Genomic DNA, 12,535 nt, shown 5'->3' with positions numbered 1-12,535 from the left:
CAGCCCGGCGACACTGAGAAGACTGGAGTTGTCTTGACAGCCACGAATTCGCCCACGGGGGGCGCGACGCCACAGGCGGCGGCCGGCGTCCCGGGTAAGAAGACCTCGCTCGCGCGCGTCGCCGCAGCCTCCTCGATCGGTACGACGATCGAGTGGTACGACTTCTTCATCTACGGCACGGCCGCCGCGCTGGTCTTCCCCACGCTGTTCTTCCCCGAGCAGAGTGCGGCCTCGGCCACGCTGTCGTCGTTCGCCACCTTCGCCGTGGCCTTCTTCGCTCGGCCCGTCGGCGCCGCGGTATTCGGCCACTTCGGCGACCGCATCGGTCGTAAGCGCACGCTGGTGTGGACGCTGATGATCATGGGCGTGGCGACCGTGTTCATCGGTCTGCTCCCCGGCTACGAGACCGGCGCGTTCGGCGCCTTCGAGAACGGCATCGGTATCGTGGCGCCCACGCTGCTCGTGCTGTGCCGCTTCTTCCAGGGCTTCGCCGTCGGCGGCGAATGGGCGGGCGCCACCCTGCTCACGGCCGAGTATGCACCGGAGGGCAAGCGCGGACTGATGGCCATGTGGCCACAGCTCGGTGTGGCCTTCGCGTTCTTCCTGTCGTCGGGCACCTTCCTCATCTTCGCGCTCGTCGCCGGAAACAACGCGGGTCCGGACAGTGCGTTCATGCAGTACGGCTGGCGCATCCCGTTCCTGCTGTCCGCGGTCCTCGTCCTCATCGGCCTCTGGATCCGCGTCTCGGTCGAGGAGACCCCCGTCTTCAAGCAGGACCGCGAGCTCGCCTCCAAGGACACCGCACTCGCGACCCTGCCCTTCGCCGACGCGATCCGCTTCCAGTGGAAGGAGATCCTCATCGCCGGCGGCGCGCTGACCTCGCTGTTCTCGCTGTTCTACATGGGGACCTCGTTCCTCACGAACTACGCCACCGCCACGCTCGGCCACTCCCGCCCGTTCGTCCTCGGCATGGGCATGGTCGCCGCCCTGGTCTTCGGTCTCGCCATCGCCCTGTCCGCGATGTACTCCGACCGGATCGGCCGCAAGAAGGTCATCGGCACCTCCGTCGGGCTGGCCATCGTCTGGTCGCTCGTCGTGTTCCCCATCCTCGACACCGGATCGACCGGCGCCTTCGCCGTGGGCCTGCTCGTCACCCTGATCATCTTCGGTATCGCCTACGGCCCGGCCGGCGCGCTGCTGCCCGAGCTGTTCCAGGCCCGCTACCGCTACACCGGTGCCGGCCTAGGCTACAACCTCGCCGGAATCCTCGGTGGCGCACTGCCGCCGCTGGCCGCCGCCGCGATGGTCGCCGCGGGCAACACCCTCGGAGTCGGCATCATGCTCTCGCTGTTGTCGGCCATGTCGATGATGTGCGTGCTCGCCATGACCGAGTCGAGCAAGAACAAGGTGACCGGTGAGCTCGCCGAGAACGACGCGGTGCTCGCCACCGAGGTCCCCTGACCCGGTGACCTGACGGCCCCGACGGGCCGCACCCCACCAGCAGCCGCGCCCGGCCCCACCCGAGGGGGGCCGGGCGCGGTGTCGTTCGTGCCCGGTGAGGACGGCGCGAGTCGTCAGAAGTCGCCGGCGGTGCGGCGCAGCGAGCCGATCGCCTCGATGAGCGCGATCTGATCGGCCTCGTCCATGCCGGGATCGGCGAACACCCCGGCGTTGAGGGCGGCCGTCGCCTGGGCCACGACCTCGCGGCCCGCATCGGTGATCTCGACAAGCGTCGTACGGCCGTCGGTGGGGTGCGGTCGGCGTTCGACCAGGCCGGCGTCGAGGAGCCGCTTCATCGCGCTGGTGACGCTGGTGACGTGGACCTGCAGACGTTCCGAGGCCTTGGTGATGGGCAGGGCGCCCGAGCGGGAGAACGCGAGCAGTCGCAGCAGCTCATAGCGGGGAAACGACAGGTTCCAGGGCCGCAGGGTCTCCTCGACCCGGGCTAGGAGGATCTGGTGCGCCCGCATCACCGATGTCACCACGGTCATCCCCTGCGCGGCGTCGAGCCAGCCCTCGCGCTCCCAGTTGGCGCGGGCCTGGTCGATGCGATCGGGGATCGGTGCGGTCCTGGGGGACAAGGCTCACTCCTGGGGCCACGACGGTCGGCGGATTCCGTCGATTCTATCGGTCCCGTGCCACCGGCAACGTCAGACATGACGAGCGCGCCTGACACACCGGTTCGGGGGGAGGTCGCCTGTCTCACCATGAGGAGCAGGGCACCGCCCGGCGATAGGCTCCGCGCATGACCAACACCGTCCAGCAGGGTGCCGCCACCATCACCACCCGTGTCCGACACCCGCATTTCCAGGGGCTGGTGACCGACGCCGCCACGGCGGTGGCCCGGATCCAGGACGGGGACACGGTCGCGATCAGTGGATTCGCCAGTGCGGGTACGCCCAAGGCGTTCGCGCCGGCGCTGGCCGAGCGGATCCGTCGGGTGCGCGCCGGGGGCGGGCAGCTGAGCGTCAATCTTCTCACGGGCGCATCCGTGGCCGGCGAGGCCGAGGCGACCCTCGCCGAGGTGGACGGCGTGGCCCTGCGGATGCCGTACCAGAGCGAGCCCACCGCCCGCGGCAAGATCAACGACGGTCGGATGGACTACGTGGACATCCATCTGTCGCACGTGGCCCAGCAGGTGTGGGAGGGCTACTACGGGGACGTGGATGTCGCTGTGGTGGAGGTCGCCGCCATCACCGAGGACGGCAAACTGGTCCCGTCGATGTCGGTGGGTAACAACAAGACCTGGCTCGAGGTCGCGGACAAGGTGATCCTCGAGGTGAACTCGTGGGTCCCGCTCGACGTGGAGGGCATGCACGACGTCTACTACGGCACGGCGCTTCCTCCGGCGCGCAAGCCGATCATGTTGACCCGGCCGGCCGACCGCATCGGCCAGCAGTACCTCGAGGTCGACCCGGCCAAGGTCGTCGCCGTGGTGCCCACCAATGAGCAGGACTCGGAGACCACCGTCGCCGCGCCCGACGCCATCAGCCAGGCCATCGCCGGGCACGTGGTGGAGTTCTTCCGTCACGAGGTGGAACGCGGCCGCCTGCCCGCCGCCGGCCTGCTGCCCCTGCAGGCCGGGATCGGCAACGTCGCCAACGCGGTGCTCGGCGGCCTCGCGGAGGGCCCCTTCACGGGACTGACCTGCTACTCGGAGGTCATCCAGGACTCGATGCTGGACCTGATCCGCCAGGGCACGGTCGCGCACGCCTCGGCCACGTCGCTGGCACTGTCCCGGGCCGGCCTGGCCGAGCTGGTGGACAACATCGATCTGTACCGCGAGCACGTCACGCTGCGCCCGCAGGAGATCAGTAACCACCCGGAGATCGTGCGCCGTCTCGGGATCATCGGCATGAACGGCATGCTCGAGGCCGACATCTACGGCAACGTCAACTCCACCCATGTCGGTGGCACCCGCATCATGAACGGGATCGGCGGCTCGGGCGACTTCACCCGGAACGGTTACGTATCCATGTTCCTGTCGCCGTCGACCGCCAAGAACGGCACGGTCTCGGCGATCGTGCCGATGGTGCCGCACGTCGACCACACCGAGCACGACGTGCAGGTCATCGTCACCGAGCACGGCCTGGCGGACCTGCGCGGCCTGAGCCCCCGCAAGCGCGCGCCGCTGATCGTGGACCGCTGCGCCGATCCGGCGTTCCGTCCGATGCTGCACGATTACCTGGATCGGGCGACCGCGCGGCCGGGCGCGGGCAACACCCCGCATATCCTCGAAGAGGCCCTGTCATTCCACACCCGCCTCGCCGCGACGGGAAGCATGCTGGAGTAGGTCGAAGAACACCACCCGAGTGACCCGGAGGATCGATGACGACCAGCACGCGCCCCCTGCGGATCGGCAACGTCTCCGCCGCGCGGACCGACCGGGACACCGCGACCGCCGAGTTCCTCGCGGCCTCGAGGTTGGATGTCGTGGCGCTGGACATGCTGTCCGACGAGGCGATGCTGGATCTCGCCGCACAGCGCGCCGCGGGCGGGTCCGGGTATGAGCGCGCCGCGGTGGTGCAGCTGCGCGAATGCCTCGATCTGCTCGGCGTCGGTGGTGCGGGCGGACGTGGCGACGGGGCGGGTGACGACGACAAAGCGTCGGGCGTAAGGGTCGTCACCAACGCCGGAGCTCTCGACCCGGAGGGGCTCGCCCACGAGCTGCGGGCGCTGGCCCGGGAGGCCGGGGTGGACCTCCCGGTGGCCTCCGTTGATTCCGGCGACGTCACCGACCGGGCGCCCGAACTCGGTCTCGGTGTGGTCGACGTGGCGACCGTGCGGCACGGTGCGTTCGGGATCGCCCAGGCTCTGGCCGAGGGTGCCGTCGTCGTCGTCACCGGCCGCGTCAGTCGCGAGGCGCTCGTCACCGGCGCCGCCGCGGCGCACCACGGGTGGACCTCGTCGGCCCTGGACGCGCTGGCCGGGTCGGTCGCGGTGGGCCACGTCCTGTCCGGCGGGCCGGGCGCGACCGGCGTCGTGGACTCCTCCACGGACGTCACCCGGACCACCGACCCCGTGACCGGCGGTTACCCGATCGCGGAGATCGCCGATGACGGATCGGCGGTCATCACCCGACATCCGTCCGCGTTCGGCTCGGTCACCGTCGGCACGGTCACCGACCAGCTCCTCGACGGCGTCGCCGGCGCCCGCTACGCCGCGCCGGACGTGGTGCTGCGGCTCGACTCGGTGCGCCTGGCGCAGGAGGGCACGGATCGGGTGCGGCTCAGCGGCGCGCGCGGCGAGCCCGCGCCGCCGGTCGTCGCCCTGGTTGCCATGACCCGGGGCGGGCAGCGGCCCACGCGCGTCGCCCGCCCGCTCCCGCAGGAGGAGTCGGGGCACGTCGTGGTGTTGGCGGACGGGCGTCGCGTGCCCGTCCCGGTGCCCATGGAGACGGCGCCGATCGGGCCCGGCGAACTGCCGACTCCGTGGACTCCGAGCGCGGTGCCGGGCGGGGAGCAGGTGTCGACGGTTCTCGGGTCGGTCGCCAGCGTGCGGCGCGGGGTCGTGGGGCGTGGGGTCAACATCGCGGTGTGGACGTGGGACGACTCGGCATTCGCGTGGCTCGCCGACGAGTTCACGGTCGAGCGGCTGCGCGAGCTGGTCCCCGGCCTGGAGGGGATGGACGTGCGGCGCTACCCGCTGCCCAACCTGCGCGCGGTCAACCTGGTCGCGCGCCCGCCACGTGGCGAGGTGCTGACCCCGGGACTCGGCGCGGATCTCGCCGCCGCCCGGATCGAGGTTCCGGGCGAACTGCTCGAGTACGGTCCGTAGCCCGGGCCGGGGCCAGCGGCGGCTGCAGGTTAGAGCGGCCCGGGCAGGTCAGCTCATCGACCGCAGCTCGACCTTGCGGATCTTGCCGGTCGCGGTGCGGGGGATCGCGTCGGTCACCACGACGCCGCGGGGCCGCTGCGAGCTGGTGAGATGTTCGGCGCCGAACCGCAGGATCGAGTCGATCAGGTCGGCTTCCGGCGGCGCGTCGACGGCGGGGACCACCACCACGACCACCTGCTCGCCCCACGTGGGGTCGGGCCGGCCGATGCAGGCGACCTCGGCGACGTGCGGGTGGTCGAGGAGAACTCGTTCGACGTGCAGGGAACTCACGTTCTCGCCGCCGGACTTGACGATGTCCTTGACCCTGTCGGAGAACCACACCACGCCCTCGGCGTCGATGCGGCCGAGGTCGCCGGAGTGCATGCGTCCGCCCGCGAAGACCTCGGCGTTGGCGTCCGGGTTGTTCCAGTAGCCCTCCATGACGGTCGGGCCGCGGTAGACGATTTCGCCGTCCTGCCCGGTCGGCATGAGCTCGGCTCCGCCGGGTTCGGAGATGCGGTTCTCGGCGAACGGGGTGGGGTAGCCCCACGAGTCGGCCTTGTCGGCGTTGAGTTCGGGCCACTGCATCACGGTCGCGGGCGTGCATTCGCTCATGCCGGATCCGAGCACGATCGTCGCGTCGGGCAGCGCCGCGGAGAGCCTCGTGCGCATCGCCTCCGACATCGGCGCCATCGCGTAGAGGAGCATCTGGATGGAGCTCAGGTCGAGCCCGCGGTCCGTCCCGTCGGCCAGAGCCTCGAGCATGAGCGGCAGCCCGACGAGGTGGGTGGCACGGACCCGGGCGACGGTGTCGGCGTAGCCGACCGGGTCGAAGCCCGGAAGGAGGTGGATCGTCGCACCCATGGTGACCGACGGGATGAGTACCCCGTTGAGACCGGCGGTGTGGAAGAGGGGGAGTGGGCACACCGTGACCGATCCCCGGGCGCCCCAGGCCATGCCGAAGATCGCGCTGTTACCGAGCGCGGCGACGGTGACGGCCAGGTGGGAGGTGAGCACGCCCTTGGGGCGGGAGGTGGTCCCGGAGGAGTAGAGGCACTGGACGATCTGGCGGTCGGCGATCACGGTGTCGGGATTGGTGTCGTCGCCGGCGAGAAGGTCGTCGAAGGACAGCACCGTGGGTCCGTCCGGTGCGGGCGTGAGGCCGTCGGGCAGGCCCCCGATGACGACGACGAAGCGGATCGCCGGGATCGCCCCGACCGCACCGAGTGCGAGCTCCGCGAGCGCGCCGTGGACGACCAGGATGCGCGTGCCGGAGTCGGTCAGGGCGTGCGCGATGTTCTCGAGGCCGGAGAGCAGGTTGACCGGCAACGCGACCATCCCCGCCTTGGCGCTGCCGAAGTAGGTGGCCACGAACTCGCGGCAGTTCGTGGACAGCAGAGCCACCGGCTCCTCGGGTTCGAGGCCCAGGCCGGCGAGCCCGTGAGCCACGCGATTGGACACCGATTCGAGTTCGGCGAAGGTCCACGATCCGGTGTCGTCCGTGACGGCGGTCCGGTCGGCGAAGGTGGCCGCGGCTCGGGTCGGGATGTCGCCGACCGAGCAGCGGCGCGCCAGGGCGTGGTCATGGGGGTCGATGCCGGTGGGGTCTAGGCGCACGGGGGGTCTCCGGTGTTCTGAGCGGGGATGGGGCGAGGGTGAAGGCAGGGCCGACGGCGGACGGCAGTCGTGTGACCGGGGTCACTGTGTCCACAGTGTCAGGATGGTCGAAAATTAGCAAGCAATCATGCTTGCTTTATTTGCGGCGGTTTGGGATCGTGATGCCCATGACCACCCCCCAGACCCCGGAGACCGAGGACCCACACGCGGCCCTCGCCGCGCTCAACGCCAGGTTGGACGAGATCGTCGAGGCCGCCGGCACCGACCACTGGAACGCCGCGACCCCGGCCGAGGGCTGGGACGTCGCCATGCAGATCGCTCACCTGGCCTGGACGGACGAGGTCTCGGTATCCGCTATCCGTGACGCCGACGCATTCCAGACGATCGTGGACAAGGCCATGGCCGACCCGGCAGGGTTCGTCGACGCCGGAGCCGAGGAGATCGCGTCGACCGGTCGCGACGAGGTCCTGGCACGGTGGCGCCTGGCCCGCGGGGAACTGGCGGACGAGCTCAAGGCCGCCGATCCCGGCGAGAAGGTCCCCTGGTTCGGGCCGCCGATGCGGCCGAAATCCATGACCACGGCCCGGATCATGGAGACATGGGCGCATGGCGTCGACGTCGCCGACGCGATCGCGGTCCCGGTCACCGACGACCCCGCTTTCCTCGCGGCGATGCCCCACGTGGCCCGGCTCGGCTTCAGGACCCGCGGCTTTTCCTATGCGATGAACGGCCTCGAGGCGCCCGCGAGCGAGATCCACGTCGCCCTCACGCAGGCGGACGGCACGGTGGTCGAGTTCGGCCCTGCCGATGCCGATCAGCGCGTGAGCGGGCCCCTGCTCGACTTCTGCCTCCTCGTCACCCAGCGCGTCCACCGCGAGGACACGGCCCTGGAGGCCGTGGGGGAGGATGCCGAGGGCTGGCTGCGGATCGCCCAGGCCTTCGCCGGCCTGCCCGGCGGGGGCCGCGAGAAGGGGGCGCGGGCATGAGCGTCGACCCCACCCCCGCGCAGCGAGTCGGCACTGAACCCACGGCGCCTCCGCTCCGCGTCGGCAACATGTCCGGCTTCTACGGCGACCGCATCTCGGCCATGCGCGAGATGCTCGAAGGCGGCCAGCTCGACGTCCTCACCGGCGACTACCTCGCCGAGTTGACCATGCTCATCCTCGGCCGCGACCGGATGAAGAGCGCCGAGCTGGGCTACGCCAAGACCTTCCTCCGCCAGCTCGAGGACTGCCTCGCGCTCGCTCTGGAGAAGAAGGTCAAGATCGTCGCCAACGCCGGCGGTCTCAACCCGGCGGGGCTGGCAGCGGCGATCCGCGAGCTCGGCGAGCGTCTCGGCCTGCAGCCGGAGGTCGCGTACGTCCACGGCGACGACCTCATCGACCGCGTCGGCGAGCTCGACCTCCCGGCCGACGCCGGCTTCCCGGTGACCGCCAACGCCTACCTTGGGGCGTTCGGCATCGCCCGGTGCCTGGATGCCGGCGCCGACGTCGTCGTCACCGGGCGCGTCACCGACGCCTCCGTCATCGTCGGCCCCGCGATCAGCCACTTCGGGTGGACCAGGCAGGATCTCGACGCGCTGGCCGGTGCCACCGCCGCCGGCCACGTGATCGAGTGCGGTACCCAGGCCACCGGCGGCAACTACGCCTTCTTCAACCGCGGTGAGATCGCCGATCCCGTCTCCCCGGGATTCCCGATCGCCGAGATCGCGGCCGACGGTAGCTCCGTCATCACCAAGCACGCCGGGACCGGCGGCGCCGTCACCGTCGGCACCGTCACCTCCCAGCTGCTGTACGAGGTCACCGGCGCCCGCTACGGCGGCCCCGACGTCGTGACCCGACTCGATACCGCCCGCCTCGAGCAGGAGGGGCCGGACCGCGTCCGGATCTCCGGGGTCCGCGGCGAGACCGCGCCGCCGGACACCAAGGTGTCGGTGACCTGCCTCGGCGGCCACCGCAACGAGATCACCTTCCTGCTCACCGGCCTGGACATCGAGGACAAGGCCGCACTGGTGGAGCGCCAGTTCCGCGCTGGACTCCAGCGCGAGCCCGCGGACCTGCAGTTCCGCCTGCACCGGACCGACCACCCGGATGCCGACACACAGGCCGCGGCCACCGCTATGCTCACCATCGTCGGCTGGGACCCCGACAAGGACGTCGTGGGCCGGGCATTCACCGACGCGGCGGTCGCCATGACCCTGGCGAGCTACCCGGGGGCCACCCCGAGCGGCCCGCCCGGTCGCGGAGCGCCCTACGGCGTGTACATCCCCGCCTACCTCGACCAGAAGGCGGTTCCCCACATCGCCGTGCTCCCGGACGGCACCAGCGTCGACATCGACCCGCCCGACGAGACGGCGGAGATGGGCGACGGCCACGCCTCGGACGGACTCGACTCCGCCGGCCGTCCGCTGGCCCCGCAGGACCCGGCCGGCCCCTCGACGACCCGCCCACTGGGCGACGTCTTCGGCGCGCGGTCGGGAGACAAGGGCGGCACCGCCAACATCGGGCTGTGGGCCGGCGACGAGCGGTCCTACCGGTGGATGCTCGCCACGCTCACCGTCGACGAGGTCCGCCGCCTGCTACCGGAGGCGGCCGACCTGCCGATCGAGCGCTACGAGCTGCCGCGCCTGCATGCGGTGAACTTCGTAATCGACGGGCTACTCGGCAAGGGCGTCGCGCACGGCTACCGCTGGGACCCGCAGGCGAAGGGGCTGGGCGAATGGCTGCGCTCCCGCGTCGTGGACGTGCCCGATTACGTCACCGCCCCCGTCGACTCCCCGGCGGCCGCCATGAAGGAGAACCAGTGACCGTTCCTCGCAGAACCGCCCCCGCCGTCCCGACCCATGTGCCCGGAGACCCCTGGTACTCGGACGAGCGACTCGCGCTCCGCGAGACCGCGACCCGCTTCGCGGAGCGGGAGATCCTGCCCCATCTCGCCGAGTGGGAGGCGGCGGGCGCGATCCCGCGGGAGCTGCACCGCGCGGCCGGCGAGCTGGGCCTGCTCGGGGTCTCCTTCCCCGAGGAGGTGGGCGGTGGTGGCGGCGACGCGATCGACTCCCTCGTGGTGTGCGAGGCGCTCCACGAGGCGGGCGTCTCCGGTGGCGTGTTCGCCTCCCTGTTCACCTGCGGCATCGCGGTGCCGCACCTGGCCCAGTCCGGGCGGCCCGACCAGATCGAACGGTGGGTGACGCCCACGCTGGCCGGCGAGCTGATCGGCTCCCTGGCCATCACCGAGCCCGGCGGCGGCTCCGACGTCGGTCACCTCACCACCACCGCACGCCGGGAGGGTGACGACTATGTCGTCAACGGCGCCAAGACCTACATCACCTCCGCCACGCGCGCCGACTTCGTCGTCACCGCCGTCCGCACCGGAGGCGGGGAACTCGCGGGCGCCGCCGGGGTGAGCCTGCTGGTGATCCCGACGGACACCCCGGGATTCCACGTCTCGGAGCCGCTCGACAAGCTCGGCTGGCACGCCTCGGACACCGCCGAGCTCACGTTCACCGACTGCCGCGTGCCGGTGGCCAATCTCGTGGGCGCGGAGAACGACGGCTTCACCCAGATAGCGATCGGCTTCGTCAGTGAGCGCGCCGCCCTGGCCTGCCAGGGATACTCGCAGGCGCAGCGGTGCCTCGATCTGACCCTGGACTGGGTCCGCGAGCGGGAGACCTTCGGTCGACCGCTGCTGTCCCGGCAGGCCGTGCAGAACACGGTCACCGAGATGGCCCGCCGCATCGACCTCGCCCGCACCTACACCCACCACTGTGTGAACCTCGCGGTCTCGGGGCACGACGCCGTGGCCGAGGTCTGCTTCGCCAAGAACACCGCCGTCGAGTGCGCCGAATGGGTCGCCAACCAGGCGGTGCAGCTCTTCGGAGGACTCGGATTCATGTCCGAGTCCGAGGTGAGCCGCCAGTACCGCGATGTCCGACTCCTCGGCATCGGCGGAGGCACCACCGAAATCCTCACCACCCTCGCCGGACGACGTTTGGGGTACACCGCATGACAATCCTGCGTTCCACGATCGACACCACCACCGCCGAGTTCGGCGCGGCGCGACAGGCCATGGAGGCCAAGCTCGACCAGCTCGCCGCCGATCTCGAACCGGCACTGGCGGGCGGCGGCGAGCGCAAGGTCGCCCGCCACCGCGAGCGCGGCAAGTTCACCGCGCGCGAACGGATCGACATGATCCTGGACCGCGAGTCGCCGTTCCTCGAACTGTGCGCGCTCGCCGCCTGGGGCTCGGACTTCCAGACCGGCGCCTCCGTGGTGGCCGGGATCGGTGTGGTCTCCGGCGTCGAGTGCCTCCTCGTCGCCAACGACCCCACGGTCAAGGGCGGCACCTCCAACCCGTGGACCCTGCGCAAGATACTCCGGCTCAACGACGTCGCCATGAAGAACCGGCTCCCGGTCATCAGCCTCGTCGAATCCGGCGGCGCCGACCTGCCCACGCAGAAGGAGGTGTTCGTCCCGGGCGGCGGCCTGTTCCGTGACCTGACCCGCCTGTCCAAGGCGGGCATCCCCACCATCGCCGTGGTCTACGGCAACTCCACCGCCGGCGGCGCGTACGTGCCGGGGATGAGCGACCACGTCGTGATGATCGAGGAGCGCTCGAAGGTGTTCCTGGCCGGCCCGCCGCTGGTCAAGGCGGCCACTGGTGAGATCGCCGACGAGGAGACGCTCGGTGGCGCCGACATGCATGCGCGGGTCTCGGGGCTCGCGGACCATCTCGCCGCCGACGAGGCCGACGCCGCACGGATCACCCGGGGCATCGTCCGGAGGCTCAATTGGACCAAGGCCGGGAGTGCCCCGCGCACCGAGGTCCTCGAGCCCCTCCACCATGCCGACGAGCTGCTCGGGATCGTGCCCGAGGATCTCAAGATCCCGTTCGACCCGCGGGAGATCATCGCCCGCATCGTGGACGGCTCGGACTTCGACGAGTTCAAGCCGCTGTACGGCGCGAGCCTCGTCACCGGGTGGGCCGAGATCCACGGCTACCCGGTGGGCATCATCGCCAACGCCCGCGGCGTGCTCTTCAGCGAGGAGGCGCAGAAGGCCACGCAGTTCATCGAGCTGGCCAACCGCTACGACACCCCGCTGCTGTTCATGCACAACACCACCGGCTACATGGTCGGCTCGGAGTACGAGCGCGGCGGCATCATCAAGCACGGCGCGATGATGATCAACGCGGTCTCCAACTCCGAGGTCCCGCACCTGTCGCTCATCACCGCGGCCTCGTACGGCGCGGGTCACTACGGCATGTGCGGCCGCGCCTTCGATCCGCGGTTCCTCTACACCTGGCCTAGCGCGAAGTCCGCCGTCATGGGCGGTCAACAGCTCGCCGACGTGGTCACCTCCGTCGCCGCCGCGGCCTCCGCGGCCCGGGGCGAGGAGATGGACCCCGCGACCATCGACGGCCTCAAGACGGCGATCGCCGACCAGATCGAGGCCGAGTCACTGCCGGCGTTCCTGTCGGGGATGCTCTACGACGACGGCGTCATCGACCCCCGCGACACCAGGACGGTGCTGGGACTCAGCCTGTCCGCGATCCACTCCGCTGAAGTCGCCGGCACGAGCCGCTTCGGCGTCTTCCGGATGTGAGG

Annotated in this window: 9 protein-coding genes; 7 read left to right on the top strand and 2 right to left on the bottom strand. The window is 70.8% G+C overall.

What is annotated here, in order from left to right; translation table 11 throughout:
• The first annotated feature begins 33 nt into the window (after positions 1 to 33).
• Positions 34 to 1,461: an MFS transporter gene (locus ACWIFB_RS05805; RefSeq protein ID WP_454057613.1), complete on the top strand. Its 1,428-nt coding sequence runs from the start codon at positions 34 to 36 to the stop codon at positions 1,459 to 1,461.
• Positions 1,462 to 1,574: 113 nt separating this feature from the next.
• Here ACWIFB_RS05805 and ACWIFB_RS05800 read toward each other — a convergent pair whose 3' ends face one another.
• Positions 1,575 to 2,081 (bottom strand): MarR family winged helix-turn-helix transcriptional regulator, encoded by a 507-nt coding sequence (locus ACWIFB_RS05800; protein ID WP_452098586.1) that lies wholly within the window; start codon positions 2,079 to 2,081, stop codon positions 1,575 to 1,577.
• A gap of 164 nt (positions 2,082 to 2,245) precedes the next feature.
• Here ACWIFB_RS05800 and ACWIFB_RS05795 point away from each other — a divergent pair, with 164 nt between their 5' ends.
• Entirely contained in the window at positions 2,246 to 3,793 is a 1,548-nt protein-coding gene (locus ACWIFB_RS05795; RefSeq protein ID WP_454057612.1) for a succinate CoA transferase, read from the top strand.
• 35 nt (positions 3,794 to 3,828) lie between these two features.
• Positions 3,829 to 5,277, top strand: a complete 1,449-nt coding sequence (locus tag ACWIFB_RS05790; protein WP_452098588.1) for an acyclic terpene utilization AtuA family protein — start codon at positions 3,829 to 3,831, stop codon at positions 5,275 to 5,277.
• Positions 5,278 to 5,325: 48 nt separating this feature from the next.
• On the opposite strand, the gene ACWIFB_RS05785 is transcribed toward ACWIFB_RS05790, so the two are convergent.
• On the bottom strand, positions 5,326 to 6,933 hold the full coding sequence (locus ACWIFB_RS05785) for a class I adenylate-forming enzyme family protein (RefSeq protein WP_454057611.1): 1,608 nt from the start codon (positions 6,931 to 6,933) through the stop codon (positions 5,326 to 5,328).
• 167 nt (positions 6,934 to 7,100) lie between these two features.
• Between ACWIFB_RS05785 and ACWIFB_RS05780 the strand changes: the two genes are divergently transcribed.
• The 4 genes from ACWIFB_RS05780 to ACWIFB_RS05765 are packed head-to-tail and all read left to right on the top strand — an operon-like array spanning position 7,101 to position 12,533.
• Positions 7,101 to 7,919 carry a TIGR03084 family metal-binding protein gene (locus tag ACWIFB_RS05780; RefSeq protein ID WP_452098590.1) on the top strand — a complete coding sequence of 273 codons (819 nt, stop codon included), beginning with the start codon at positions 7,101 to 7,103 and terminating at the stop codon, positions 7,917 to 7,919.
• The gene (locus ACWIFB_RS05775) at positions 7,916 to 9,739 is read left to right on the top strand and encodes an acyclic terpene utilization AtuA family protein (protein ID WP_454057610.1); all 1,824 of its coding nucleotides are present in this window, start codon (positions 7,916 to 7,918) and stop codon (positions 9,737 to 9,739) included. The genes ACWIFB_RS05780 and ACWIFB_RS05775 overlap by 4 nt, the downstream gene beginning before the upstream one ends.
• Entirely contained in the window at positions 9,736 to 10,938 is a 1,203-nt protein-coding gene (locus ACWIFB_RS05770) for an acyl-CoA dehydrogenase family protein (RefSeq protein WP_454057609.1), read from the top strand. Before ACWIFB_RS05775 ends, ACWIFB_RS05770 begins: the two co-directional genes overlap by 4 nt.
• Complete coding sequence (locus tag ACWIFB_RS05765) at positions 10,935 to 12,533, top strand: acyl-CoA carboxylase subunit beta (RefSeq protein ID WP_454057608.1); 1,599 nt, start codon at positions 10,935 to 10,937, stop codon at positions 12,531 to 12,533. The genes ACWIFB_RS05770 and ACWIFB_RS05765 overlap by 4 nt, the downstream gene beginning before the upstream one ends.
• Positions 12,534 to 12,535: the final 2 nt, after the last annotated feature.

The sequence above is a fragment of the Dietzia sp. NPDC055340 genome (assembly GCF_053645335.1).
This window is presented reverse-complemented; position numbering and strand designations above follow the sequence as displayed.